A 26,550-nucleotide genomic window follows, 5' to 3' on the forward strand; every position below is an offset into this window, starting at 1 on the left:
GGAGTAATCATGGCCGTTCAACAGAACAAAAAGACCCCGTCCAAGCGCGGTATGCATCGTGCACACGACTTTCTGACTGCACCCCCGCTGGCTGTCGAGCCGACGACTGGTGAAACCCACCTGCGTCATCACATCAGCCCGAACGGTTTCTACCGTGGTCGCAAGGTGCTGAAGACCAAGAACGACGAGTAATCTCATTCATTGAGCTTGCTGTTTTTGGAGAAAAGCGGCGCAATGAGCTTCTGATTCAGGAGGTTCATTTTGCGCCGCTTTTTTATGTCCGTAGCATCCGTGTAATCCGTGTGCGGACGTGCCTGCCTGCTTGCGTGAACCTTCACTTTCCGCGCTGTACAAGCGTGCTATTTTGAACGGTCTCCAATCTGCCTCATAATGTGGGCTGGCAAGGCTCTGAATCAAATCGATGACCATCAAAATTTCAATCGACTGCATGGGTGGCGATCATGGCCCGTCAGTCACTCTTCCGGCCGCCGCCTCCTTCCTGAAGCGCCAATCCGATGCCGAGCTGATCCTGGTGGGCCAGGAAAGCGTGCTGCAGCCGCTGCTCAAGAAATACCGGCTGGCCGGCGAGCCGCGGGTGCAGATCCGCAACGCCACCGAGGTGGTGACCATGGAAGACCCCATCGAGGTCGCCCTGCGCCGCAAGAAGGATTCGTCCATGCGCGTGGCCGTGAACCTGGTCAAGGATGGTGTGGTCCAGGCGGCCGTGTCGGCCGGCAACACCGGGGCCCTGATGGCAGTGTCGCGCTATGTGCTCAAGACCCTGCCGGGCGTGGATCGCCCGGCCATTTGCACCATCCTGCCCAACCAGAAGGATGGTCCTACCTACATGCTCGACCTCGGTGCCAACGTCGACTGCGAGCCTCAGCATTTACATCAATTTGCACTGATGGGCTCGGCCCTGGTGGCGGTCATGGAGGGCAAGCCCAAGCCGACCGTGGGCCTGTTGAACGTGGGTGAGGAAGACATGAAGGGCAACGAACTGGTCAAGGCAACCGCCGGGCTGCTGCGTGCCGATCATGAGAAGGGTATCCTCAATTTCTACGGCAACGTGGAAGGCAATGACATCTTCGAAGGCACGACCGACCTGGTGGTGTGCGACGGTTTCGTCGGCAATGTGACCCTGAAGGCCTCCGAGGGGCTGGGTCGCTTCGTCAAGAGCGTGCTCACCAGCGAGTTCAAGAAGGGCTTCGTCAACAAGCTGGGCGCCTTGATCGCCTATGGCGCCATCAAGGCGCTGTCGCGCCGCCTCAATCCTTCCCGTTACAATGGCGCCAGCCTGCTGGGCCTCAAAGGCCTGGTCTTCAAGAGCCACGGCGGCGCCGATGTGTATGCGTTCGAATGGGCCATCCGCCGTGCCTATGATGCGGCCAAGTATGATGTGCTCGCCCGTATTGCCGCCAGCATGGCGGAGCTGATGCCCCAGGGACAGGGGCGCACGGTCGAGCCGGCCGTCGCGGCGATGGAGCCTGCGGCACCGGTCTCGCTGGATCAACCGAACTAACAGAGCAAGAAGACGGCATGACCACTTACAGCAAAATCGTCGGCACCGGCAGCTACCTGCCGACCAAGCGCGTGACCAATCACGAACTGGCTGCACAACTGGCAGAGCAGGGTATCGAGACCTCGGATGAGTGGATCGTCACGCGCAGCGGCATCTCCGCGCGTCACTATGCCGAGCCGACCCAGCTCTCCAGCGATCTGGCCCTGGCCGCGGCGCAGCGCGCGCTGGAGGCGGCCAACATGCAGCCCAATGATATCGACCTGATCATCATGGCGACCTCCACTCCGGATCACCTGGGTGGCTTTCCCAGCACCGCCTGTGTGGTCCAGCGCAAGCTGGGCATCACCAACGGCGCGCCGGCCATGGATGTGCAGGCAGTGTGCAGCGGCTTCGTCTATGCCATGTCGGTGGCTGACAGCTTCATCAAGTCGGGCGCCCACAAGAACGTGCTGGTGATCGGCGCGGAAGTCTTCTCGCGCATCCTCGACTTCAAGGATCGCACTACCTGCGTGCTCTTCGGCGACGGGGCCGGCGCCATCATCATGAGCGCATCGACCGAGCCGGGTGTGCTGGCCACCAGGCTGCACGCCGATGGCAGTCATGGTCATATCCTGTGCGTGCCAGGCAGCGTCGACAATGGTGCGGTGGCCGGCTCGGCCTATCTGTACATGGACGGCCCTGCGGTATTCAAGCTGGCCGTCTCGGTGCTGGACAAGGTGGCGCGTGAGGCGCTGGAGGCGGCCAGCATGCAGTCCAGCGAAGTGGACTGGCTGGTGCCGCACCAGGCCAATATCCGCATCATGCAGGGCACCGCCAAGAAACTCGGCCTGCCGCTGGAAAAGATGGTGGTCACCGTGGCCGAGCATGGCAATACCTCGGCCGCCTCGATTCCGCTGGCGCTGGACCAGGCAGTGCGCGACGGCCGCATCCGGCCCGGCCATACCGTCATGATGGAAGGCGTGGGCGGCGGCTTCACCTGGGGTGCTGTGCTGGTACGCATGTAAGCAGGGCAGGGAGCTTGTTGCCGCTGCATGCGGCGTGGCGCCCGCATTTTTATCCACTCAATCACATCCAAGCATGACAACATTTGCTTTCGTTTTCCCGGGCCAGGGTTCTCAGGCGATCGGGATGCTCAATGGTTTCGCCGACAACGAAGTCGTCCGCCAGACCGTCGCCGAAGCCTCCGACGCCCTGCAGTTCGACCTCGGCAAGCTCATTGCTGAAGGCCCCAAGGAAGACCTGGACCTGACCACCAATACCCAGCCGGTCATGCTGACGGCCGCCGTAGCTTTCTACCGCGCCTGGCTGGCCGCCGGTGGCAAGGCGCCTGCGCTGGTCGCTGGCCACAGCCTGGGTGAATACTCGGCGCTGGTCGCCGCCGGCGTGATCCAGTTCAAGGATGCCGTGCCGCTGGTGCGCTTCCGCGCCCAGGCCATGCAGGAAGCCGTGCCGGTCGGGCAGGGTGGCATGGCCGCCATTCTCGGTCTGTCGGACGACGACGTGCGCGCCGCCTGTGTCGAAGCCGCACAGGGCGAAGTGGTCGAGGCCGTCAACTTCAACGCGCCGGCGCAAGTCGTGATCGCCGGCCACAAGGCCGCAGTCGGTCGCGCCTGCGACATCGCCAAGGCCAAGGGCGCCAAGCGCGCATTGCCGCTGCCGGTGTCGGCGCCGTTCCACTCGTCGCTGCTCAAGCCGGCGTCGGATCGCCTGCAAGCCTATCTGGCCAACGTGGCATTTGCCGCACCGCAGATTGCGCTGATCAATAACGTCGATGTGGCCGTGGTCAGCGAGCCGGCTGCTATCAAGGATGCGCTGGTGCGCCAGGCTGCAGCGCCCGTGCGCTGGGTCGAGACCGTGCAGAAGATGGCCGCCGATGGTGTGACCCATCTGATCGAATGTGGTCCCGGCAAGGTGCTGACCGGCCTGACCAAGCGTATCAATGGCGAACTGGTGGGCGAGGCCATCGTCGACCAGGAATCCCTGAACAAAGTATTGGAGCTGCTGAAATGAGTGCACAGAATCTGCAGGGCCAGGTTGCTCTGGTGACCGGTGCGTCGCGTGGTATCGGTCGTGCCATCGCCACCGAGCTGGCGCGCCAGGGTGCCAAGGTGGTCGGTACCGCCACCTCCGAGGCCGGCGCGGCCGCCATCAGTGAATACCTGGCGGTGCTGGGGCCGGAAGCTGGTCGTGGCGTGGTGTTGAACGTCAACGATGCCGAGGCCAGCGTGGCCGTGGTGGAGCAGGTGCAGAAGGAATTTGGTTCGCTGTCCATCCTGGTCAACAATGCCGGTATCACCCAGGACCAACTGGCCATGCGTATGAAGGACGAGGAGTGGGACAGCGTCATCGCCACCAACCTCACGGCCGTGGGCCGTCTCTCCCGCGCCGTACTGCGCGGCATGATGAAGGCCCGCAGCGGCCGCATCATCAACATCACTTCGGTGGTGGGCGAGGCCGGCAATCCCGGCCAGATGAACTACGCCGCCGCCAAGGCCGGCGTGGCCGGCATGAGCCGTGCGCTGGCGCGCGAGATCGGCAGCCGCAATATCACCGTCAATTGCGTGGCGCCCGGCTTCATCGATACCGACATGACCAAGGCCTTGAACGAGCAGCAGTCCGCCGCCATCTTGCAGCAGATCCCGTTGGGCCGTCTCGGAGCGGCCGAGGAGATCGCCTATGCGGTGGCCTTCCTGGCCTCGCCGCAAGCCGCCTACATCACCGGTACCACCCTCAATGTGAACGGTGGCATGTACATGGGTTGAGTCGGTCCTCTGGGCTTGATTCAAGTCCTTTTGTCGACTTTTGTTTGAAGTTAAGCTGCACTTGGCGCAATCTTGCCAGGAATAGTTAAAAGTAAATTTTCCCCGCGCAAACCTGCTAAAATGCGCGCACTTTTGTAACCTATCATCCCTCTGGAGGAACACTATGTCCGATATCGAACAACGCGTTAAGAAGATCGTCGCTGAGCAACTGGGCGTCGCCGAAGCCGACATCAAGAACGAATCGTCGTTCGTGGACGACCTGGGCGCCGACTCGCTGGACACCGTCGAGCTGGTCATGGCACTGGAAGATGAGTTCGAAATGGAAATCCCCGACGAACAAGCCGAGAAGATCACCACCGTGCAACAGGCGATCGACTACGCCAAGTCGCAAGTCAAGGCCTGATAAGGGCTTTGGTCAAAGTTTCAGGAGAATTGCTTGAGCCGCACTCGTGAACGTCGTGTAGTCATTACCGGCCTGGGATGCATCTCGCCTGTCGGCAACAACGTCGCCGATACGTGGAGTGCCATCAAGGAAGGCAAGTCCGGCATCGCTACCGTCACCAAATTCGACGCTACCCCCTTCACCACGCACTTCGCCGGTGAAGTCAAGGGCTTCAATATCGAGGATTACATCCCCGCCAAGGAAGCGCGTCATATGGACACCTTCATCCACTTCGGCATGGCCGCCGGTATCCAGGCCATCCAGGACAGTGGCTTGACGGTGACCGACGAGAATGCCGAGCGCATCGGCGTCATGATCGGTTCGGGCATCGGCGGCTTGCCGCTGATCGAAGATACCCACGCCGAACTGACCAACCGTGGTCCGCGCCGCATCAGTCCCTTCTTCATCCCGGCTTCGATCATCAACATGATCTCCGGCAACTTGTCCATCAAGTTCGGTCTGAAGGGCCCTAACCTGGCGATTGTCACCGCCTGCACCACCGGTTTGCACTGCATCGGTTCGGCCGCGCGCATGATCATGTACGGTGATGCGGATGTAATGGTTGCTGGCGGCGCTGAATCCAGCGTCTCGCCGCTCGGCATCGGTGGTTTCGCTTCGGCGCGCGCGCTGTCGACCCGCAACGATGATCCGGCGACCGCGTCCCGTCCGTGGGACAAGGATCGCGACGGCTTCGTGCTGGGCGAGGGTGCCGGCGTGATGGTGCTGGAAGAGTACGAACACGCCAAGGCACGTGGCGCCAAGATCTATGCAGAACTGCTGGGCTTTGGCATGAGCGGCGACGCTTACCACATGACCGCGCCGAATCTGGATGGTCCGCGTCGCTGTGTGCTCAATGCGTTGCGCGACGCCGGCGTCAATGCCGACGAAGTGCAGTATCTGAACGCGCACGGTACCTCGACCCCGCTGGGCGACAAGAACGAATCGGATGCGATCAAGGCCGCTTTTGGTGATCATGCTTACAAGATGGTTGTCAATTCGACCAAATCCATGACCGGTCACCTGCTGGGTGGCGCCGGTGGTCTGGAGACCGTGCTGACCGTCCTAGCCGTGCACAATCAGGTGTCGCCGCCGACCATGAACATCTTCAACCAGGATCCGGAGTGCGATCTGGATTACTGCGCCAACCAGGCGCGGGATATGAAGATCGATATTGCCGTCAAGAACTCCTTCGGGTTCGGTGGCACCAACGGTACCCTGGTCATCGGCAAGATGTAAAATGCAAGGCCCGGCTTCCCAGGAAGCCGGGTTTGTCGTTTTGATGGCGCCATCGCTCCCGGGCATCTTATGTCGATCGCAGTCTCTGCCGATATCAAACCTTCCCGCCTGCTGCTGCTGGTCACCGGTTTCGCCTGCCTGTGCGTGGCGCTGACCGGGATACTGGTTTCGCTGCTGCTGCCGGGTACGCTGTCCTGGCCGGCGCGCATTGGTCTGGCCGGGCTCTGCATCCTGGCCGCTGCGCTCGCCCTGGTCCTGGTGTTGCGGGATCGCAAGGTCATCTGGCTGCATATTTCCGGTACCGGGCAGATCCGCGTCGTGGAGCATCTGGTGCAATCGGCGCGCGCCAAGCCGCAGGTCATGAAGGCCGGTTTGGCCCAGTTGCTGGGCGGCAGTACCATCTGGCCGGGCATGCTGTTCCTGCGATTGCGCCTGGAAAACGGCAAGACCCGTACCATTCCCATCCTTCCGGACTCGGTTTCCGAAGATACCTTCCGCGCACTTTCCGTGGCGTGTCGTTGGCTGATCAGTCACAATACGGCCAAGGCGAGGATGCTGGAAAAATAAGGTCGGCAGGCTTGAAAATTGCCGGGCTGGAAGCATCTGCCACAGGCAATGACGATAGAACAACACGGCCATAAAAAACAAGGAACCCGGTTTGACGACAGAACGCGAAATAGATCAGCAGCTTGTTGAGCGCGTGCAGCGTGGCGACAAGAAGGCGTTCGAGCTATTGGTAGTCAAGTATCAACGCAAGCTGATGCGCCTGGTCTCGCGCCTGGTGCGCGACCAGGCCGAAGCCGAAGACGTTGTGCAGGAAGCCTTCATCAAGGCTTACCGCGCGCTGCCGCAATTCCGCGGCGATTCGGCCTTCTATACCTGGCTTTACCGCATCGGCATCAACACTGCCAAGAACTATCTGGTCACCATGGGCCGCAGGGCGCCCACTTCCACAGAAGCAGATGCAGAAGAAGCTGAAACTTTTGACGATGCGGACCATCTGAGGGACATCAACACTCCAGAGTCGATGCTGGCCACCAAGCAGATTGCTCAGACGGTCAACGTAGCGATGGAGGCATTGCCGGAAGAATTACGTACTGCTATCACGTTGCGCGAGATCGAGGGGTTGAGCTACGACGAGATTGCAGATGCGATGAATTGTCCGATCGGCACCGTGCGCAGCCGTATTTTCCGTGCGCGGGAAGCAATTGCCGAGAAGTTGCGTCCACTGCTGGATACGGCGGCGGACAAGCGCTGGTGATGAGGCCGCAGGCCTGTTGTTAAAAAAGAAAATAATAAAGCGGGTATGGAACTAAGATTTTTGCCGGGTGACTGCTTATGGATACCAAAGTAACGACCAGAGAACAGATCTCAGCCCTTGCCGATGGCGAGTTGAGCTCTGACGAAATGACCCTTGCCTTCGCGGCCCTGCGTTCTTCCGAGGACGCCCAGGACGCGTGGGAGGATTACCACCGCATCGGCGAGGTGCTGCGATCGGAGGAGATGGGTGTCTCCCTGAGCGCCGGCTTCTCTGCACGCATGGCGGCCTTGCTGGATGCCGAGCCGGCCATTGTCGCGCCGCAGCCGGCTGCGGCAACGGTGCCGGCGGCCCAGCCTGTGGCGGCAGTCAAGGCGGCCAATGGCGATCATCGCGCTGCCCGTCCGGGTCGCTTGGTGCGTCTGCTCATGCCTAGTGCCGCAGCGGCGGCCGCTGCCGTGGCCGCGGTGTTCGTGGCCATGCCGCAGCAGGCCGTGGTGACGGCGGACGCCCGGTTGGCCGCGCCGGTCGCCCAGGTGGCCTCGGCCCCGCTGGCCTCGCCGTCGGTGCCGTCGGCGATTGCCACGGTGGCTGACACCACCGGCAGCCCCCAGAACGTCAACCAGTTGAGTTCGCTGGCCCAGCAGGGTGAGGTCAAGCGCGATCCGCGCATCGACCAGTACCTGTTCGCCCACCAGCGTTTCTCGCCTTCCTACAGTTCGGCGCAATACGCACGTTCCGCAGCCTTCTCCTCTGACGCCGATAAATAAGATGCGTCAAACGGGGCGTCTGTACGGCGTACTCTGCTTCCTGCCCGTGTTGTTTTCACCATCCGCCCGTGCGGCGGATGGTGTGTCTGCACCGCCGGCCAGCGAAGCCTCCATTTCCTCCCCCCTGTCAGTGCAATTGCTGAAAATGCAATCCGCTGCCCAGCGCTTGAATTATTCCGGCAGTTTCGTCTATCAGCAGGGCTCCGTGATACGCAGCTCGCGCGTCACGCACGTGATGACAGCCAAGGGCGAAGAGGAAAAGCTGGAGCTGCTGGACGGCAAGCCGCGTGAGTTTATCCGTCATCACGATGATGTGGTGAGCTACCTGCCGGACTTGCGCATCATGCGCAAGGAAAAACGCGTCACCCGCGATGTGTTCCCCGCGATCCTGGATGCGCGCCCCGAAGACCTGGCCGAGCACTACCGCTTTGCGGCCGGTGCCGAGGAGCGCGTGGCCGGTCGCATTTGTCGAGCCATCGTGCTGGAACCGCTGGACCAGTTGCGATACGGCTATCGCTTCTGCGGCGACAAGTCCACCGGCCTGTTGTTACGGGCCCAGACACTGGGCGCGAAAGGGGAGGTGATCGAGCAGATTTCCTTTACCCAGATCGAGATCGGGGGGATTGATCGCAGCCGCGTCAGCCCCACTTACAAGGATACGCGCGGCTGGCAGCTCGAGCAGGCGTCGATGAGCCCGGCCGACCTGTCGGTATGGCGGGTCACACCGCCACCGGGATTCCGCAAGGTGCAGCAGGTGCGCCGCCTGATCCCGGACCGTGCGCCGGATGGGGCGGCACCCGCCCAGAACCGGCCGGCCGGGCGTGAAGTATCGCAGATCGTGTTTTCCGATGGCCTGGCCGCCATCTCGGTCTTCATTGAGCCGGGCAGCCAGGGCAGGGAAGAAGGTACGATCCAGGAGGGGGCCATGAACATCCTTGGCCGCCGCCAGGGAGACTACTGGCTGACCGTGGTGGGGGAAGTGCCGCCCGCCGCGATCCGGCAGGTCTCCAATTCCATCGAACTGACATCCAAATAGAAGAGAGACTGTTGCAATGACTCCCCTGAAGAAGACCTTCGCCGGCGCCTTGCTGGCCGCTTCCGTTTTCGCTGTCCTGCCTGACGTGCTGGCGGCGCCTCCAGTGGCATCCCCGGCCGTCGCGGCCTTGCCCGATTTTGCTGACATCGTCGAGCGTACCGGCCCGGCGGTGGTGAACATCCGTACCACCGAGCGTGTGCGCCAGAATGCTCAGGGGCAGGGCGGGATGGATGACCCGGAAATGCAGGAATTCTTCCGTCGCTTCTTCGGCATCCCCATTCCGCGCCAGCAGCAGCCGGGGACCCCGCGCGGCAATGGCAAGCAGGGTGGTCAGGGTCAGCAGGAAGAAGTGCCGCGCGGCGTGGGTTCGGGCTTCATCATTTCGGCGGACGGTTTCATCATGACCAATGCCCACGTGGTCGATGGTGCCAGCGAGGTCTATGTGACCCTGACCGACAAGCGCGAATTCAAGGCCAAGATCGTCGGCTCCGATACCCGTACCGATGTGGCCGTGCTCAAGATCGATGGCAGCAACCTGCCGCGCCTGAACATGGGTGATTCCGACAAGATCCGCGTGGGCGAATGGGTGCTGGCCATAGGTTCGCCCTTTGGCCTGGAAAACACCGTGACCGCCGGCATTGTCTCGGCCAAGGCGCGTGACACCGGCGACTACCTGCCGCTGATCCAGACCGACGTGGCCGTCAATCCCGGTAACTCGGGTGGCCCGCTGATCAACCTCAAGGGCGAGGTGGTCGGGATCAACTCGCAGATCTACAGCCGTTCCGGCGGCTTCATGGGCATCTCCTTTGCGGTGCCCATCGATGAAGCGCTGCGCGTGGCCGACCAGTTGAAGGCCAGCGGACGCGTCACGCGTGGCCGCATCGGCGTGCAGATCGGCGAAGTTACCAAGGACGTGGCCGAATCGCTGGGCCTGGCTCGTGCCCAGGGCGCGCTGGTGCAGCGCGTGGAAGCCGGCGGTCCGGCCGAGAAGGCCGGCCTGGAGGCGGGCGACATCATCCTGAAGTACAACGGCACTGCCATCGAACGTCCGAGCGACCTGCCGCGCATGGTCGGCGCCACCAAGCCGGGTGCCAAGGCCACCGTCAACATCTGGCGCAAGGGCAGTGCGCGTGACCTCACCGTGACCGTGGTCGAGCTGGAAGCCGACAAGCCTAAACAGCCAGAAGAGAAGAAGGCCAAGCCCGACAACACTCCCAATGCCCTGGGCCTGGTGGTCAGCGACCTGTCCGATGCCCAGAAGAAGGAGTTGAAGGTCGATAACGGCGTGCTGGTGGAGAATGTCAGCGGTGCCGCCGCGGCGGCCGGCATCCGCCCGGGCGACGTGATCCAGCGTCTCAACGAGGTCGATGTCAAGGATGCCAAGCAGTTCGCGCAACTGGTCGCCAAGCTGGATGCCAAGAAGCGCGCCGCGGTACTGGTGCGCCGTGGCGACTCCTCGCAATTCGTGCCGCTGCGCCCGAACGGCGGTAACTGAGCAAATCGAGGTAGTGGCCGACGCCTGTGGGCGTTACGCCATCGAGGCTGCGATTCCCGGGGATCGCAGCCTTTTTCCATCCATCGCCCGGCATTGATCGCCATTGCCCATGTCCGTATTCGCAGCGCCGCCGGCGCCGTCCGCCGCATTGCAGTTCATCATCTATTCGCGCAGTTACTGTCATCTGTGCGATGACTTGCGCGATGCCTTGCGCGTGGCGCTGGGTGAGCGGCCGGCCGCGATCGAGATGGTCGATGTGGATGCCGATCCGGCCCTGCTCGCGCACTATGACGAACTGGTGCCGGTGTTGATGGGACGGACGGCGGATGGCCGCTGGCTGCAACTGTGCCATTACCATCTCGATCAGACGCGCCTGCAGGATTTTCTTGCTGCGTGGTGACGACGTCCCCCGCTGTGGTGAGGCACAGTTCAGGCATGAAATGTTGCCTGAAAGTCATGTCTGCACGCCCCGTGTGACGTGCTTGCGCGAGGTTTTTTCGCCTCCCGGCCAGCGGCCCGGCACCCGAAAGTCGGGCTTGTCACTCTGAAATCCGGTAAAATGCCGGGTCGAATAAGCTGTTGCAAAGGCGCTCGGCTGGGCAATGCCCGCTTCAGAGCGCCTTTTTTCATCGTTTCCAGTCTGTTAATGAACAATATCCGTAATTTCTCGATCATCGCCCACATCGATCACGGCAAGTCCACGCTCGCCGACCGCATCATCCAGTTGTGCGGGGGGCTGTCCAACCGCGAGATGGAAGCCCAGGTGCTGGATTCGATGGATATCGAGCGCGAGCGCGGCATCACTATCAAGGCCCAGACCGCAGCCCTGTCCTACAAGGCCAAGGATGGCCAGATCTACAATCTGAACCTCATCGATACCCCGGGCCACGTCGACTTCAGCTATGAAGTCTCGCGTTCGCTGTCGGCTTGCGAGGGTGCACTGCTGGTGGTCGATGCCTCGCAAGGCGTGGAAGCGCAGACCGTGGCCAATTGCTACACCGCCCTGGATCTGGGCGTGGAGGTGGTGCCCGTACTGAACAAGATCGACTTGCCCTCGGCCGACCCCGACAACGCCAAGAGCGAGATCGAGGACGTGATCGGCATCGATGCCTCCGACGCCACTCCGTGCTCGGCCAAGACCGGCCTGGGCGTGGAAGACGTGCTGGAAGCCATCGTGGCCAAGGTGCCGGCGCCCAAGGGCGATCCGGATGCACCGCTGCAGGCATTGATTATCGATTCCTGGTTCGACAACTACGTCGGCGTGGTCATGCTGGTGCGTATCGTCAACGGCACCCTGCGCCCCAAGGACAAGATCCTGCTGATGGCCACCGAGACCCAGTACCTGACCGAAAGCATCGGCGTGTTCACGCCCAAGTCGCAATCGCGTGATGCGCTCACGGCAGGGCAGGTGGGCTTCGTCATCGCCGGCATCAAGGAACTGAAATCGGCCCGCGTGGGCGACACCATCACCCTGGCCGGCAAGCCGGCGCCTTCGCCGCTGCCGGGTTTCAAGGAAGTGCAGCCCCAGGTGTTCGCGGGCCTGTTCCCGGTCGAGGCCAACCAGTATGACGCCCTGCGCGACTCGCTGGAAAAGCTGAAGCTCAACGACGCCGCCCTGATGTACGAACCCGAAGTCTCGCAGGCGCTGGGCTTCGGCTTCCGCTGCGGCTTCCTGGGCCTGCTGCACATGGAAATCGTGCAGGAGCGCCTGGAGCGCGAGTTCGACATGGACCTCATCACCACTGCGCCGACGGTGGTGTATGAAGTGCAGCAGCGCGACGGCACCCTGCTGATGGTGGACAACCCGTCGAAGATGCCGGAAGTCTCCAAGATCGAGGAAATCCGCGAACCCATCGTCACCGTGAACCTGTACATGCCGCAGGAGTACGTCGGCTCGGTCATCACCCTGTGCACGCAGAAACGCGGCATCCAGATGAACATGAGCTACCACGGCAAGCAGGTGCAGCTGACCTATGAAATGCCGATGGCCGAGATCGTGCTGGACTTCTTCGATCGCCTGAAGTCGACCTCGCGCGGCTATGCCTCGATGGATTACGAGTTCAAGGAATACCGGGCCGCCGATGTGGTCAAGGTGGACATGCTGATCAACAGCGAGAAGGTCGATGCACTGGCCATCATCGTGCACCGTGCCGCCGCCCAGATCCGCGGTCGCCAGGTGGCGGCCAAGATGCGCGAGCTGATCCCGCGCCAGATGTTCGACGTCGCCATCCAGGCTGCCATCGGTGCCACCATCATCTCGCGCGAGAACGTCAAGGCCATGCGCAAGAACGTGCTGGCCAAGTGCTACGGTGGCGACATCTCGCGCAAGCGCAAGCTGCTGGAAAAGCAGAAGGCCGGCAAGAAGCGCATGAAGCAGGTGGGCTCGGTCGAAATCCCGCAGGAAGCATTCCTGGCAATCTTACAAGTGGAAGATAAATAACATGCAGGCTTTGTTGGGCAACTTCGCACTCATTCTGTTCGTGCTGATGGTGGTGACCGGTGTGATCTGGTTCGCCGATACCTTCTTCCTGTCCAAGCAGCGTCGCGCCCGCGCCGATGCCGCCCTGGCCGAGTTCGATGCCCGCGTGGCGCGCGACGAGGCCCAGGGCATCCCGCGTGACGGTGCCGTGGCCACCGGCCGCGCCGAACTCCAGGCCAGCCTGCTGAAGCAGCCGGCCTGGATCGAATATTCGGGCAGCTTCTTTCCGGTCATCGCACTGGTGTTCTGCCTGCGCTCCTTCCTTTACGAGCCGTTCAAGATCCCGTCAAGTTCGATGGTGCCGACTCTGCTGGTAGGCGACCTTATCCTGGTGAACAAATTCACCTACGGCATCCGGCTGCCCATCATCAACAAGAAGATCATCGAAGTGAACCAGCCGCAGCGTGGCGACGTTATGGTCTTCAAGTATCCCAAGGATACGTCGGTGGACTACATCAAGCGCGTGGTGGGTGTGCCTGGTGATAAAATAGTCTATAAAAACAAGCGCTTAACGGTTAATGGTGAACAAATTTCTTACAAAGCGCTGCCAGATTATCTGGACGAGGAAAATCTGACGTACTATAAGCAATGGCAGGAAAACCTGACCGGCGTGGAACACAAGATCCTGACCGATGAGCGTGCTCCCAACTTCGTGCCCAATCCCGATGCCTTCCCGCATCATGAGCTGTGCACCTACAACGCCGAGGGCTTTGCCTGCACGGTGCCGCCGGGCGAGTATTTCATGATGGGTGACAACCGGGACAACAGCCTCGACAGTCGTTACTGGGGCTTCGTGCCGGACCAGAACATCGTCGGCAAGGCCTTCTTTGTCTGGATGAACCTGGGCGATATCAAGCGGATCGGCAGCTTCCACTAAGGGCTGCCTCCCCTGATCGAGCAGCTTTCGCAGTTTCTGCAGTTTCCGAAATTTCCATTTGGCAATTTTGCGTTGTGGAGGCAGACCCGGAGCAGTTTTCAGCTGTGCTTTGCACCGATCCCGCTGACTGGTCAGGCTGGTAATCCCCGATCCTCGCGCCACTGCGCGAACGGGGCGGCAGACTGAATGACGGATGAAAAAATGGATCCTCAACTCTTGCAACAACGGCTAGGCCACACTTTCAAGGACGCGTCGCTCCTGCAGCAGGCCTTGACCCACCGTAGCCATAGCGCCTTGCATAACGAGCGGCTGGAATTCCTCGGCGATTCGGTACTGAACTGCGTGGTGGCCTCCCTGCTGTTCGAACGCTACGACAAGATCGATGAAGGCGACCTCTCGCGCCTGCGTGCCAACCTGGTCAAGCAGCAGTCCCTGTATGAAATCGCCCAGCGGCTGGAGTTGTCGCAATTCCTGCGCCTGGGCGAGGGTGAACTGAAATCGGGCGGCTTCCGCCGTCCGTCCATCCTGGCCGATACTCTGGAGGCGCTGTTCGGCGCCATCTTCCTCGATTCCGGCTTCGAGGCGGCGCGCGCGGTGATCCGCTCGCTCTACGTCCCGGTACTGGAACACGTCGATCCCCGTACGCTGGGCAAGGATGCCAAGACGCTGCTGCAGGAGTTCCTGCAGGGCAAGAAGATTCCGCTGCCGCAATACAACGTCATCGCCACCCATGGTGCCGCGCATAGCCAGGAATTCGAGATCGAATGCCTGGTGCCCAAGCTGGACATCCAGGTCTTCGGCACCGGCGGTAGCCGCCGCGCGGGCGAGCAGGCCGCAGCCAAGCTGGCGCTGGAAGCGGTGCAACTGGCCTTGGCCAAGACCCCCACAGCCGGCCGCAAGCCGCGCACCCGGACCACCCAGCTGAAGCTGGCCGGCATCGCTACCATCCAGCCCGATGCACCGGACCAGGAAAGCGGCAAGGGCAACCGCCCGGAGGGGGTGTCCTCGGCGGCCCGTGCCAATGGCAGCAAGCCGGCCAAGGCTCCCAAGGAACAGAAGAACCCGGCCAGCGGTGACAGCAGGCAACCCGGCGACCGCCCTGAAACGGCCGCAGCAGAACCCATTTCGGCGGCTTCATCCGCCACGCAATCCAGAACAGCATGACAGATTCCCCCATGGCCGGCGACGCGTCGGCACAGACCCCCGGTGACGATTACCGTTGCGGTTACATCGCCATCGTCGGTCGTCCCAACGTCGGCAAGTCCACCCTGATGAACGTGCTGGTCGGTGCCAAGGTGAGCATCACCTCGCGCAAGGCGCAGACCACGCGCCATCGCATCACTGGTATCCAGACCATCGAGAATACCCAGTACGTCTACGTCGACACGCCCGGTTTCCAGACCCGCCACAGCAATGCGCTCAACAAGACCCTGAACCGCACCGTCACCAATACGCTGACGGCGGCCGACGTGATCCTGTTCGTCATCGAGGCCGGCACCTTCGGCCCGGCCGACAAGCAGGTGCTGGACCTGCTGCCGGCCAACGTGCCCTGCATTCTGGTATTGAACAAGGCTGACCGTAACAAGGACAAGACCACGCTGATGCCTTTCGCCGCCGAAGTGGCCTCGCATCATGACTTTGCTGCGGTGGTCCCGGTCTCGGCCAAGCAGCGCTTCCAGCTTGATCGCCTGCAGGAAGAAGTGCGCCAGCTGCTGCCGCAGAATCCGCCGATGTTCGACGAAGACGACATCACCGACCGCAGCGAGAAATTCCTCGCCTCTGAAATCGTGCGGGAAAAGGTGTTCCGCTTTGTCGGCGAAGAACTGCCCTATACCAGCACGGTGCTGATCGAGAAGTTCGAGCAGGAAGGCAACCTGCGCCGCATCTTCGCCGCCATTCTGGTCGAACGCGACACCCACAAGGCCATGGTGATCGGTCAGAAGGGCGCACGCCTGAAGGAAATTTCCACCCAGTCGCGGCTGGACATGGAGCGTCTGTTCGGCGGTCCGGTCTACCTGGAGATCTGGGTCAAGGTCAAATCGGGCTGGGCCGACAACGAAGCCGGCCTGCGCGCCTACGGTTACGAATGATCCCGACTGCGGCCCGTCCTGCGGGCTGCGCGAAATTCCTGCATCATCATGGCATTACGCCGCGCCCTAACGACGTGGCTTCACGCATTCAGGACGGATATCCATGACTACCATGCTCACCGAATCCCAGCTCGACAGCCAGGCTGATCCGGCAAATGCCGCAGCGTCGGCGGTCGTGCCGCAGGTGCCTGTCAAGGCCCCGGCGCGCAAGCCGGCCGCACCTCGTGCGCGCAGCCGCGCCGTGCCGGAGAAGGAGCACAAGATACTGGCACAGCCGGGCTTCGTGCTGCACAGCTATCCGTACAAGGAAACCAGTCTCATCATCGACGTCTTCTCGCGTGACCATGGTCGCGTGGCGCTGGTGGCCAAGGGCGCCAAGCGCCCGCATTCCAAGTTGCGTGGCGCCTTGCAGACCTTCCAGCCGCTCTCGCTGTCGTGGAGCGGCAAGTCCGAGGTGCGTACCCTGACCGATGCCGAATGGGTCGGTGGCCTGCTGCCACTGGAGAAGTCGGCGCTGCTGTGCGGTTTCTATCTCAACGAATTGCTGGTCAAGCTGCTGGCCCGCGAAGACGCACACCCGGCGCTGTTCGATCATTACGTGGCGACCCTGAACAAGCTGGCCCATGGCGAGAATGCACCGATCGTGCTACGCCAGTTCGAACGGGTCCTGCTCAGGCAGACCGGCGTGGCCGGCAACTGGAGTCATTGCGTGGTCAGCGGCAAGACTGTGCAGGCCGATGGCATCTATGTCGTCGATCCGGAGCAGGGGACGCGTCCCGAGCGCATTTCCGACCGTGCGCCCAAGGTCAGTGGCAAGACCCTGCTGGACATGGAGCGCGAGGATTACAGCGATCCCACCACGCAATTGCAGAGCAAGTTCCTGATGCGCTACCTGCTCTCGCACCACCTGGGCGGGGCGCAGTTGAACACACGCCAGATCCTGATCGACCTCATGCAACTGTGATCAGCCGGCGGCCCGTCCGCCGGCGCGCGTCCCATGCTCGTCCCCAAGCCGCTACAATCACTGCCTGGCCGCAACGTCCCCGATGTGCGGCCAGAGGCACATCCGAACATCATCCACACGAACCATCCTGACGCCATGAGTTTCCTGCAGCCCGCCGGCCCGTCCATCGAACTGGGCATCAACATCGACCACGTCGCCACCCTGCGCAATGCGCGCGGAACGCGCTATCCCGATCCGGTGCGCGCCGCGCTGGAAGCCGAGGAAGCTGGCGCCGACGCCATCACCCTGCACCTGCGCGAAGACCGGCGCCACATCCGCGATGACGACGTCAAGGCCATCCGCCCGCTGCTGCAGACGCGCATGAATCTGGAAGCGGCGGTGACGAAGGAGATGATCGATTTCGCCTGCCTCATCCAGCCGCAGGATGTCTGCCTGGTACCGGAAAAGCGCACCGAAGTCACCACCGAAGGCGGCCTCGACGTGCGCGGTCACTTCGCCGATGTGCAGGCCGCGATCGTCCAGTTGCAGCAGGAGCGCATTCGTGTTTCCTTGTTCATCGATCCCGATGTCGAACAGATCCAGGCCGCCGCAGAATCGGGCGCGCCCGTCATTGAACTTCATACCGGCCGTTATGCCGATGCCACCAGCGAGCGCGAGCAGCAGGAAGAGCTGGAGCGCATCCGCGGCGCCGTGCAGGCTGGTATCAAGCTCGGCCTGAAGGTCAACGCCGGTCATGGCCTGCACTACACCAATGTCCAGGCGATTGCGGCCATTCCCGAGATCGCCGAACTGAACATCGGCCATGCCGTGGTGGCGCATGCGGTCTTCGTCGGCTGGCGCAATGCGGTCTCCGAAATGAAGGCCATCATGGTCAAGGCGCGCGTGGACGCCCTCAAGGCCCCCCGTTGAGGCCGCCGGCATGATCTACGGCATCGGTACCGACATCCTCAAGATCCCGCGCCTGGAGGCGGCCCTGCAGCGTCACGGCGACCGCTTCGCCGGCAAGATCCTGGGACCGCAGGAAATGGAAAAATACCTGCGCCGCAAGGCCAAGGTGGAAGCCCGTGGCATCCGCTTCCTGGCCACCCGTTTCGCGGCCAAGGAAGCCTTTTCCAAGGCCATTGGCATGGGCATGCGCATGCCCATGACCTGGCGCGCCATGCAGGTTCTCAACGCCCCTAGCGGCAAGCCGGTGGTGGTCTGCAGCGGCGCCTTGCAACAATGGATGCAAGAGCAGGGACTCAGCGCCCAGGTCACCATCACCGACGAAGCGGAATATGCCGTCGCCTTTGTCATCGTGGAGAAGACATGAATCAAGTCGCCCAGCCCCTCGGTCCGGTGATGCTGGACGTGGTCGGCACTCGGCTGGAGGCCGCCGATATTGCCCGCCTGCAGCATCCGCTGACCGGTGGCGTCATCCTGTTCGCCCGCAACTACGAGAACCGTACGCAGTTGATCGCGCTGACCAATGCGATCCGCCAGGCCCGCCCCGGCATCCTGATTGCCGTCGATCATGAAGGCGGCCGCGTGCAGCGCTTCCGCAGCGATGGTTTCACCCGCCTGCCGGCCATGGGGCAGCTCGGCCAGCTGTGGGACCGCGATGTGCTGCAGGCCACCAAGCTGGCGACCGCCACCGGTTTCGTGCTGGCCGCCGAGCTGCGCGCCTGTGGCATCGACCTGTCCTTCACGCCGGTGCTGGATCTCGACTACGGCGTCTCCACCGTGATCGGCGACCGTTCCTTCCATCGCGATCCGCGCGTGGTGACCTTGCTGGCCAAGAGTCTCAATCACGGTCTGGCGCTGGCTGGCATGGCCAATTGCGGCAAGCATTTCCCCGGCCATGGTTTCGTCACGGCCGATTCACATGTGGCCATCCCGGTCGATGAACGGGAGCTGGATGCCATTCTGGGCGTGGATGCCACGCCTTATGACTGGCTGGGTATGAGCTTGGCGGCGGTGATGCCGGCCCACGTCATCTATCCCAAGGTGGATGCCCAGCCGGCCGGTTTTTCCAAGGTATGGCTGTCGCTGCTGCGCGAGCGTTTCGGCTTCCAGGGCGTGATCTTCAGCGACGACCTCAGCATGCACGGCGCCAGTGTCGCCGGTGGCCCGCTGGAGGCAGCGCAGGCTGCGCTGGATGCGGGTTGCGACGTGGCGCTGATCTGCAATTCGCCGGACAAGGCGGATGTCATCCTGGCCGGCCTCAAAGGGGGCACCGATGCAGCTTCCGCTGCACGTCGCGCCAGCCTGCTGCCGCTGGGCCAGGCTCCCGGCTGGGAGGCGCTGCAAGCCGATGCGCGTTATCTCGCCGCCCGCGCATTGCTGCAATCCTTGTAAGTCGCCGTCAGATCCATGTCCGATATTCCTGCATCTCCGCTGCCCGATCCCCGCGAGATCGTGCTTGAAACGGTCGCCCGTCTGCCCCACCTGCCTGGCGTCTATCGCTACTTCGATGTCGACGACAATGTGCTCTACGTGGGCAAGGCGCGCGACCTCAAGAAGCGGGTCTCCAGCTATTTCCAGAAGACCCTGACCAGCCCGCGCATCGCCATGATGGTCGAGCGCATCGCCCGCCTGGAAACCACGGTGACCCGCAGCGAAGCCGAAGCCCTGCTGCTGGAAAACAACCTGATCAAGACGCTGCGCCCGCGCTTCAACATCCTCTTCCGTGACGACAAGTCCTATCCCTACCTGAAGATCACCGGCCACGCCTTCCCCCGCATGGCCTACTATCGCGGCGCGGTGGACAAGCGCAACCAGTATTTCGGGCCTTTCCCCAATGCCGGGGCGGTCAAGGAATCGATCCAGATCCTGCAGAAGGTGTTCCTGCTGCGGACCTGCGAAGACACCGTCTTCAGCAATCGCACCCGGCCCTGCCTGCTGCATCAGATCCATCGCTGCAGCGGCCCCTGCGTGAACCTGGTGAGCCGTGAAGACTACGCCATCGATGTCGAGAATGCCTCCAAATTCCTGCGTGGCCGCCAGAGTGAAGTGATGGAAGCGCTGGAGCAGAAGATGCATGCCTTCGCCGCCGACCTCAAGTTCGAGCAGGCTGCCGCCGTGCGCGACCAGATCGGCTCGCTCTCCAGCGTGTTGCACCAGCAGAGCATGGAAACGGTCAGCGATGCCGACATCGACATCATCGCCGTGGTCGTGCAGGGCGGACGCGCCTGCGTGAACCTGGCCATGGTCCGCGGTGGCCGTCACCTGGGGGACCGCGCCTATTTCCCCACGCATGTGGACGATGCCATGGATGCCGCAGAGGACAGCATCGAGGTGGAAGTCCTGAAGGCCTTCCTGGCTCAGCACTACATCGAAAAGTTCATCCCCGGTTCGCTCATCGTCGGCACCGAATTCGATGACCCCGCGCTGATGATGGCGCTGATGGAACAATGCGGACATCGCATTACGCTGACCTTCCAGCCCCAGGGCCAGCGCCGTCAGTGGCTGGAGATGGCGGGCAAGGGCGCCGAGATCGCGCTGGCGCGACTGCTGTCCGAACAGGGTTCGCAGCAGGCTCGTACGCGTGCCCTGGTCGAGGTGCTGGAACTGGAACGCGACGACCTGGACGAACTGCGCGCCGAATGCTTCGACATCAGCCACACCCAGGGTGAGGCGACGCAGGCGTCCTGCGTGGTGTTCCATCACCATGCGATGCAGAACGGCGAGTACCGCCGCTACAACATCAACGACATCACCCCGGGTGACGATTACGCCGCCATGCGCCAGGTGCTCACGCGCCGTTATGAAAAGGTCGCCAACGGCGAAGGCGTCATGCCCGACATCGTCCTGATCGACGGCGGCAAGGGGCAGGTGGAAATGGCACGCCAGGTGCTCACCGAACTGGGCCTGGACATCAGCCTCATCGTCGGCGTGGCCAAGGGAGAAGGGCGCAAGGTCGGCCTGGAAACCCTGGTCTTCGCCGATGGCCGTGCGCCCAAGGAACTGGGCAAGGAATCCGCCGCACTGATGCTGATCGCCCAGATCCGCGACGAGGCGCACCGCTTCGCCATCACCGGCATGCGCGCCAAGCGTGCCAAGGCGCGCCAGAGTTCGCGCCTGGAAGAGATCGAAGGCATCGGTGCCAAGCGCCGTCAGCGCCTGCTGGTACGCTTTGGGGGCCTGCGCGGCGTGGCCGATGCCAGCGTGGACGACCTGGCTTCGGTGGAGGGCATTTCGCGCCAGCTGGCCGAGGAAATCTACCGGCAACTGCACTGACCGCCGCCGCCGCCGCCGACCTCCTGCTGTACCCGCTGACGTAAAGGAGGGCGCAGCAGGGGATGACTCTGCTACTATTCGGTAAATTTTTTTTCGTGTACGCCGCTCCAACCCTTCAAGACGTATGCCTTTCAATATTCCGATTCTGCTGACCTGGTTGCGGGTGGCCCTCATTCCCCTGGTCGTCGGTGTCTACTATCTGCCCGAGATCGGCCTGAACCGCTATGAGCAGGGTATTGCCGCGACCGCCATCTTCATCGTCGCCGCCGCCACCGACTGGTTCGATGGCTTCCTGGCCCGTCGCTGGAACCAGACTTCGGCCTTCGGCGCTTTCCTCGATCCGGTCGCCGACAAGCTCATGGTCACCGGCGCCTTGCTGGTGCTGGTGCACCTGGGTCGGGTCCACCCCGTGATCGCCTTCGTCATCATCGGCCGCGAGATCGCCATCTCGGCCCTGCGCGAGTGGATGGCCCAGATCGGCGCATCCAAATCGGTGGCCGTCAGTTCACTGGGCAAGATCAAGACTACGGCGCAGATGATCGCCATTCCCATGCTGCTGTACTACGACCAGTTGTTCGGCGTCATCGACACTCGCCTTTGGGGCAGCCTGCTGCTGCTGGTGGCGGCGGTGCTGACGGTGTGGTCGATGCTGTATTACCTGCGTCGCGCGATGCCGATGATCAAGGAAGCCGATGCCGAAAACCGGAAGAAGATAATTAAATAAATAATTAAAAAACCAAGCTTGATAGTTGACAAAGGCCAACGGCAGCTTATAATAGCGTTCTGTTTTCGATGCGGGAGTAGCTCAGTTGGTAGAGCGATACCTTGCCAAGGTATAGGTCGAGAGTTCGAGACTCTTCTCCCGCTCCAGGTTACTTGGAAAAAAGGAAGCCTAACAAAGCTTCCTTTTTTTATTGTGATAGGTGAGCATGCATTGAAAGTTTGGCTTGGAAAGTTGTCGAAAAAGTCAAAAAAGATGTTTGCAAACAACACGTGTTTTAGGTAGTATGCGTGTCCCCAAGGCGGGGTAGCAAAGTGGTTATGCAGCGGCCTGCAAAGCCGTCTACGCCGGTTCGATCCCGACCCCCGCCTCCAAAATGCTCCATGCGGGAGTAGCTCAGTTGGTAGAGCGATACCTTGCCAAGGTATAGGTCGAGAGTTCGAGACTCTTCTCCCGCTCCAGATTCAAGGCAGGCAGCTTCGGCTTCCTGTTGCAGTAGATGCAGGTTCCCATGCGGGAGTAGCTCAGTTGGTAGAGCGATACCTTGCCAAGGTATAGGTCGAGAGTTCGAGACTCTTCTCCCGCTCCAGTTTCAAGGCAGGCGGCTTCGGTGTCCTGTTGCAGTCGATGTAAGTTCCCATGCGGGAGTAGCTCAGTTGGTAGAGCGATACCTTGCCAAGGTATAGGTCGAGAGTTCGAGACTCTTCTCCCGCTCCAAGTTGAAAGAGGAAGCCTTCGGGCTTCCTCTTTTCATTTCCGCCTTCCGCTTTCCTTTCTGCGCCTCCATCGTGCCGATCCTGCCGCTCGCCTGAAGGCTGCGCGCACAGGCCGGTGTCATGCATACTCACCGATTCTCCCGTACACGCCGCACGCAGGGCGTCGCATTTCAGGTTCCTCCATTTTATCGAAGTCAAAAAAATCGAATATCGGCGATTGCCTGATTGCCACGGGCTTGTTTCCCCACTACATTGCTGGAGCAGGTCCTTACCTGTCACATCCATTCGAATCGGGGGGAAGATATGGATAGTTTCCAGAAAGAGATTGACGAAAGAACCAATCTCACCGCATCTAACAAATTCGAGCTGCTGCTGTTCCGTCTGGGGGCGGATCCGCATGGGGAGCGCTCCGAGCTGTTCGGCATCAACGTCTTCAAAATCCGTGAAATCGTGCCCATGCCGCCGGTCACCAAGGCCGCCGGTACGCAGTCGCCCATGCTGGGCATGGTCAACATCCGGGGCCAGATCATTTCGGTGATCGATCTGCCGGCGGTGGTCGGCTGTGTGCCCAAGACCGGCCTGAACATCCTGCTGGTCACCGAATACGCACGTAGCACCCAGGCCTTTGCAGTGGAGTCGGTGGACGAGATCGTGCGCCTGGAGTGGAGTCAGGTGCTGTCGGCCGAATCCAGCACGGGCGGCGCCTTCGTCACCAGCATCGCGCGCCTGGACAATGACAAGGACACCAGCCGCCTGGCCCAGGTGCTGGACGTCGAGCAGATCCTGCACGAGATCATGCCCAGCGACCGTCACCTGAAGATGGAAAGCCTGGAAAAGAGCGCCAGCCATGGCATCCGTCCCGGGACGGTGGCCATTGCCGCCGATGACTCCAAGGTCGCGCGCTCGCTCATCGAGCAGGGCCTGCGGGCCATGGAGATCCCGTTCGAAATGCATGTCACCGGCAAGGAAGCCTGGGAAAAGATCCAGGCCCTGGCCAAGCAGGCCCGGGCCGAGGGCAAGCCGATTTCCGAGAAGATATCCTTCGTACTGACCGACCTGGAAATGCCGGAGATGGACGGCTTCACGTTGACCCGCAACATCAAGCGCGAGGATTTCCTCAAGAGCATTCCGGTGATCATCCACTCCTCGCTGTCCGGCTCGGCCAACGAGGATCACGTCCGCAGCGTGGGGGGCGACGCCTATGTCGCCAAGTTCGAGGCCAACGAACTGGCCTCGACCATCTATGGCGTTCTGGACAAGGCCACCGCCAAGGCCTGAACGCCGCACGGGTGGCCCGCCGCCATGCCGCCCCGGGGAGTCGCAGGACTCCCTTCTTTTTTTGCCGGTGCCGCCATCGTCGTTTCCGCCGGCGCCGGCGATCTCTTATACTGTCGCTCCCTTGATCCTGCCGCGCTACGCGGCACCGAGCACGACGCCATGCTGATTCCCACCCTCGTTTCCACCGACGATGCCGCGCTGGCCGCGCGCCTGGATGCCCGCATCAATGACAAGACCAAGCCGCCGGGCAGTCTGGGTACGCTGGAGCGCCTGGCGCGCCAGATCGGGCTGATCCAGGGCAGCGACCGGCCCAGCGTCGAGCGTACGGCCATCGTCGTCTGCGCTGGTGACCATGGCGTGACTGCCGAGGGCGTCTCGGCCTATCCGCAAAGCGTGACCTGGCAGATGGTGGAGAATTTCCTGGCGGGTGGGGCGGCGATCAATGTCTTCGCGCGCCAGAATGGCTGTGCGCTGAGCATCGTCGATGCCGGTGTCAATCATGACTTCGGCCCGCGCCCCGGCCTGCTGGACCGCAAGATCGCTTACGGTACCGCCAATTTCTGCCATGGTCCGGCCATGACCGTGCCGCAGTGCGAGGCCGCGCTGCTGGCTGGCCTGCAATGGGCCGCAACGGTGCAGGCCGATGTGCTGGGCTTTGGCGAGATGGGGATCGGAAACACCACCGCCGCAGCGGCCCTGATGGCGGCGCTGACCGGCATGCCGGTGGCCGACTGTATCGGCGCCGGCACCGGCCTGGACCAGCAGGGCATGGCGCGCAAGGCCGATGCCATCACGCGGGCGCTGCAATTGCATGCGGCAGCCAGGACGCCCCTGCAGCAACTGGCGGCGCTGGGCGGCCTGGAGATCGCCTTCATGACCGGCGCCATGCTGGGCGCGGCGCACCGGCGCATGGTCTTGCTCATCGATGGCTTCATCGTCACATCGGCCTTGCTGGTGGCGGCGGCCTTGCAACCGACGGTGCTGGATTACTGCGTGTTCTCGCATTGCTCTGACGAAGCCGGTCATGGCCGCATGCTGGACTATCTGCGGGCACGTCCCCTGATGCAACTGGACCTGCGCCTGGGCGAGGGAACCGGCGCCGCGCTGGCCTTGCCCCTGCTGCGGGCGGCTGTCAATTTCCTGGAGCAGATGGCGACCTTTTCATCGGCCAGCGTCAGCACCCGGCATGGCTGAACCGCACCAGCAAGCAACTCCGCCGGTAGGGCGTGGTACCGGCCTGGTGCACCAGCTGCGCCTGTTTTTCATCGCTCTGCAATTCTTCACGCGCCTGCCGATCCCGCGCTGGGTCGGCTTCGAGCCGGAATGGCTGCAGCGGTGTACGCGCTATTTTCCACTGGTGGGATGGGTGGTGGCCTGGGTCTGTGCGCTGGTGTACCTGCTGGCGGTCCAGTTCTGGCCACATGCGCTGGCCGTGGTGCTGTCCACGGCGGCGGGCATCTGGCTCACCGGGGCTTTCCATGAAGACGGCTTTGCCGATGTCTGCGATGGCCTGGGTGGGGCCGTGGGGCGCGAACGCGCCCTGGAGATCATGCGCGATTCGCGCCTGGGCAGTTATGGCGTGATCGGCATGATCCTGCTGCTGGCGACCAAGATGGTGGCGCTGCAGGCATTGCTGCCGTTCCAGGTGCTGGCCGCACTGGGCATGGCCCATCCGTTGTCGCGCTGGCTGGCCACCTGCCTGATCTGGCGCATGGACTACGTGCGCGAAGAAGGCAAGGCCAAGCCGCTGGCGCGGCACATGCATGGCGCCGAGTTCCTGCTGGCCTCGCTGCTGGCGGCCATGCCCTTGATCGGGGTGTGGGCCTTGGGCCTGATGTCCTGGCAACGCATCGTCATGGGCGCACTGCTGGCCGCTCTGGCCGCGGCCTGGCTGGCGCGACGTTTCCAGCGCCGCCTGGGCGGCTATACCGGCGATTGCCTGGGCGCCGTGCAGCAGCTGAGCGAAACCGCGTTCTATCTCGGCGCGCTGGTCACGTTGCCCGCGTGGTGGGGCCCCTGAGCATGCTGCTCTACCTGATTCGCCATCCGCAACCGGTGCTGGATCAGCACACCTGCTACGGCCGCAGCGATATCGCGGTGGCGCCGCACATGCTGCAACCATGCCTGGACTCACTGCTCCCGCTACTGCCGCGGGACGTGCCGATCTTCAGCAGTCCTTTGCAACGGTGTGCCGGGCTGGCGCGGGCCCTGGCCACGCGCCTGGGGCAAGCGCAGGTGGTGCTGGAGCACGATCTGCTGGAAATGGATTTCGGCCATTGGGAGCTGCGGCGCTGGGACGATATACCCTGGGACGAAGTCGAGGCCTGGAACCAGGATCTGCTGCACCATGCTCCCGGTGGCGGCGAGACACTGCCGGCGATGGCCCGACGCATCTGGCGGGCGCTGCAGAACCTGCGTACATGCGCCGCGCCGGCCGCCATCGTGGTCTGTCATGCCGGTTCGATACGCATGCTCCACGCCTGCGCCGCCTGGCGCGATGAACAGCTGGCGCAGCTGGCCACGGGCAGCACACCGCTGCCAGATGCGCGCGCCTGGGAAGACATTGCCCTGCGCGCCATGGCGCAACGGCGCCAGATCGGTTTCGGAGAAATGCTCAGGCTGACGCTGGCGCCGCCCTGAGGAGCCGCTGCAACGGACAGGGTGGGGGCCCGAGCGGATCAGGCGA

The 26,550-nt window shown here is 62.5% G+C and carries 28 protein-coding genes and 5 tRNA genes; 32 read left to right on the plus strand and 1 reads right to left on the minus strand.

The window, feature by feature from the left end; all coding sequences use genetic code 11:
• The first annotated feature begins 9 nt into the window (after positions 1–9).
• Positions 10–192 carry a 50S ribosomal protein L32 gene (rpmF, locus tag VE092_RS14420; RefSeq protein ID WP_006463510.1) on the plus strand — a complete coding sequence of 61 codons (183 nt, stop codon included), beginning with the start codon at positions 10–12 and terminating at the stop codon, positions 190–192.
• A gap of 6 nt (positions 193–198) precedes the next feature.
• On the opposite strand, the gene VE092_RS14425 is transcribed toward rpmF, so the two are convergent.
• Positions 199–450, minus strand: coding sequence for a hypothetical protein (locus VE092_RS14425; protein WP_324877842.1), 252 nt, complete (start codon positions 448–450; stop codon positions 199–201).
• On the opposite strand from VE092_RS14425, the gene plsX reads away from it, so the two are divergent.
• From plsX to VE092_RS14580, 31 genes are all read left to right on the plus strand, one after another.
• Positions 422–1,522: a phosphate acyltransferase PlsX gene (gene plsX / locus VE092_RS14430; protein WP_324877844.1), complete on the plus strand. Its 1,101-nt coding sequence runs from the start codon at positions 422–424 to the stop codon at positions 1,520–1,522. The genes VE092_RS14425 and plsX overlap by 29 nt on opposite strands.
• A 17-nt stretch (positions 1,523–1,539) precedes the next feature.
• Complete coding sequence (locus VE092_RS14435) at positions 1,540–2,526, plus strand: beta-ketoacyl-ACP synthase III (protein ID WP_324877846.1); 987 nt, start codon at positions 1,540–1,542, stop codon at positions 2,524–2,526.
• A gap of 73 nt (positions 2,527–2,599) precedes the next feature.
• Entirely contained in the window at positions 2,600–3,532 is a 933-nt protein-coding gene (fabD, locus tag VE092_RS14440) for an ACP S-malonyltransferase (protein ID WP_324877848.1), read from the plus strand.
• Positions 3,529–4,284 (plus strand): 3-oxoacyl-ACP reductase FabG, encoded by a 756-nt coding sequence (gene fabG, locus VE092_RS14445; RefSeq protein ID WP_324877850.1) that lies wholly within the window; start codon positions 3,529–3,531, stop codon positions 4,282–4,284. Before fabD ends, fabG begins: the two co-directional genes overlap by 4 nt.
• Positions 4,285–4,447: 163 nt before the next feature.
• Positions 4,448–4,687, plus strand: a complete 240-nt coding sequence (gene acpP / locus VE092_RS14450; RefSeq protein WP_006463505.1) for an acyl carrier protein — start codon at positions 4,448–4,450, stop codon at positions 4,685–4,687.
• A 33-nt stretch (positions 4,688–4,720) separates the two neighbouring features.
• Positions 4,721–5,962 carry a beta-ketoacyl-ACP synthase II gene (fabF, locus tag VE092_RS14455; protein ID WP_324877853.1) on the plus strand — a complete coding sequence of 414 codons (1,242 nt, stop codon included), beginning with the start codon at positions 4,721–4,723 and terminating at the stop codon, positions 5,960–5,962.
• A gap of 69 nt (positions 5,963–6,031) precedes the next feature.
• Positions 6,032–6,529 carry a protein YgfX gene (locus VE092_RS14460; RefSeq protein WP_324877855.1) on the plus strand — a complete coding sequence of 166 codons (498 nt, stop codon included), beginning with the start codon at positions 6,032–6,034 and terminating at the stop codon, positions 6,527–6,529.
• A gap of 91 nt (positions 6,530–6,620) precedes the next feature.
• Positions 6,621–7,223, plus strand: coding sequence for an RNA polymerase sigma factor RpoE (gene rpoE / locus VE092_RS14465; RefSeq protein WP_006463502.1), 603 nt, complete (start codon positions 6,621–6,623; stop codon positions 7,221–7,223).
• A 77-nt stretch (positions 7,224–7,300) separates the two neighbouring features.
• The gene (locus tag VE092_RS14470; protein WP_324877858.1) at positions 7,301–7,990 is read left to right on the plus strand and encodes a sigma-E factor negative regulatory protein; all 690 of its coding nucleotides are present in this window, start codon (positions 7,301–7,303) and stop codon (positions 7,988–7,990) included.
• Position 7,991: 1 nt separating this feature from the next.
• A complete protein-coding gene (locus VE092_RS14475) occupies positions 7,992–9,026 on the plus strand; it encodes a MucB/RseB C-terminal domain-containing protein (RefSeq protein WP_414653495.1) in 1,035 nt (344 codons plus the stop codon).
• 16 nt (positions 9,027–9,042) lie between these two features.
• Positions 9,043–10,521, plus strand: a complete 1,479-nt coding sequence (locus tag VE092_RS14480; RefSeq protein WP_324877862.1) for a DegQ family serine endoprotease — start codon at positions 9,043–9,045, stop codon at positions 10,519–10,521.
• Positions 10,522–10,630: 109 nt separating this feature from the next.
• Positions 10,631–10,921, plus strand: coding sequence for a glutaredoxin family protein (locus VE092_RS14485; RefSeq protein ID WP_324877864.1), 291 nt, complete (start codon positions 10,631–10,633; stop codon positions 10,919–10,921).
• 246 nt (positions 10,922–11,167) lie between these two features.
• Positions 11,168–12,961: a translation elongation factor 4 gene (gene lepA / locus VE092_RS14490; RefSeq protein ID WP_324877866.1), complete on the plus strand. Its 1,794-nt coding sequence runs from the start codon at positions 11,168–11,170 to the stop codon at positions 12,959–12,961.
• A gap of 1 nt (position 12,962) precedes the next feature.
• On the plus strand, positions 12,963–13,877 hold the full coding sequence (gene lepB / locus VE092_RS14495; protein ID WP_324877868.1) for a signal peptidase I: 915 nt from the start codon (positions 12,963–12,965) through the stop codon (positions 13,875–13,877).
• A 201-nt stretch (positions 13,878–14,078) separates the two neighbouring features.
• Positions 14,079–15,041 (plus strand): ribonuclease III, encoded by a 963-nt coding sequence (gene rnc, locus VE092_RS14500; protein WP_324877870.1) that lies wholly within the window; start codon positions 14,079–14,081, stop codon positions 15,039–15,041.
• Positions 15,038–15,967, plus strand: coding sequence for a GTPase Era (era, locus tag VE092_RS14505; RefSeq protein WP_324877872.1), 930 nt, complete (start codon positions 15,038–15,040; stop codon positions 15,965–15,967). Before rnc ends, era begins: the two co-directional genes overlap by 4 nt.
• Positions 15,968–16,070: 103 nt before the next feature.
• Entirely contained in the window at positions 16,071–16,931 is an 861-nt protein-coding gene (gene recO / locus VE092_RS14510) for a DNA repair protein RecO (RefSeq protein WP_324877874.1), read from the plus strand.
• 135 nt (positions 16,932–17,066) lie between these two features.
• Positions 17,067–17,840 (plus strand): pyridoxine 5'-phosphate synthase, encoded by a 774-nt coding sequence (gene pdxJ / locus VE092_RS14515; protein ID WP_324877876.1) that lies wholly within the window; start codon positions 17,067–17,069, stop codon positions 17,838–17,840.
• Between the two features lie 10 nt (positions 17,841–17,850).
• Positions 17,851–18,243 carry a holo-ACP synthase gene (gene acpS, locus VE092_RS14520; protein WP_324877878.1) on the plus strand — a complete coding sequence of 131 codons (393 nt, stop codon included), beginning with the start codon at positions 17,851–17,853 and terminating at the stop codon, positions 18,241–18,243.
• Positions 18,240–19,268: a beta-N-acetylhexosaminidase gene (gene nagZ / locus VE092_RS14525; protein ID WP_324877880.1), complete on the plus strand. Its 1,029-nt coding sequence runs from the start codon at positions 18,240–18,242 to the stop codon at positions 19,266–19,268. The genes acpS and nagZ overlap by 4 nt, the downstream gene beginning before the upstream one ends.
• Before the next feature lie 15 nt (positions 19,269–19,283).
• The gene (gene uvrC / locus VE092_RS14530) at positions 19,284–21,149 is read left to right on the plus strand and encodes an excinuclease ABC subunit UvrC (protein ID WP_324877882.1); all 1,866 of its coding nucleotides are present in this window, start codon (positions 19,284–19,286) and stop codon (positions 21,147–21,149) included.
• 124 nt (positions 21,150–21,273) lie between these two features.
• A complete protein-coding gene (gene pgsA, locus VE092_RS14535; protein WP_324877884.1) occupies positions 21,274–21,873 on the plus strand; it encodes a CDP-diacylglycerol--glycerol-3-phosphate 3-phosphatidyltransferase in 600 nt (199 codons plus the stop codon).
• 70 nt (positions 21,874–21,943) lie between these two features.
• A tRNA-Gly gene (locus VE092_RS14540) sits at positions 21,944–22,019 on the plus strand.
• A gap of 151 nt (positions 22,020–22,170) precedes the next feature.
• Positions 22,171–22,244: transfer RNA gene (locus VE092_RS14545), tRNA-Cys, on the plus strand.
• A gap of 11 nt (positions 22,245–22,255) precedes the next feature.
• Positions 22,256–22,331 (plus strand) — tRNA-Gly (locus VE092_RS14550).
• Between the two features lie 52 nt (positions 22,332–22,383).
• Positions 22,384–22,459 (plus strand) — tRNA-Gly (locus tag VE092_RS14555).
• 52 nt (positions 22,460–22,511) lie between these two features.
• Positions 22,512–22,587 (plus strand) — tRNA-Gly (locus VE092_RS14560).
• Between the two features lie 302 nt (positions 22,588–22,889).
• Complete coding sequence (locus VE092_RS14565) at positions 22,890–23,864, plus strand: chemotaxis protein (RefSeq protein ID WP_324877886.1); 975 nt, start codon at positions 22,890–22,892, stop codon at positions 23,862–23,864.
• Positions 23,865–24,023: 159 nt separating this feature from the next.
• On the plus strand, positions 24,024–25,058 hold the full coding sequence (gene cobT / locus VE092_RS14570; RefSeq protein WP_324877888.1) for a nicotinate-nucleotide--dimethylbenzimidazole phosphoribosyltransferase: 1,035 nt from the start codon (positions 24,024–24,026) through the stop codon (positions 25,056–25,058).
• Positions 25,051–25,884 (plus strand): adenosylcobinamide-GDP ribazoletransferase, encoded by an 834-nt coding sequence (locus VE092_RS14575; protein WP_324877892.1) that lies wholly within the window; start codon positions 25,051–25,053, stop codon positions 25,882–25,884. The genes cobT and VE092_RS14575 overlap by 8 nt, the downstream gene beginning before the upstream one ends.
• Positions 25,885–25,886: 2 nt before the next feature.
• On the plus strand, positions 25,887–26,504 hold the full coding sequence (locus VE092_RS14580; protein ID WP_324877894.1) for a histidine phosphatase family protein: 618 nt from the start codon (positions 25,887–25,889) through the stop codon (positions 26,502–26,504).
• Positions 26,505–26,550 lie beyond the last annotated feature (46 nt).

This window comes from Herbaspirillum sp., from assembly GCF_035644555.1.
Taxonomy (GTDB): Bacteria; Pseudomonadota; Gammaproteobacteria; order Burkholderiales; family Burkholderiaceae_D; genus Herbaspirillum.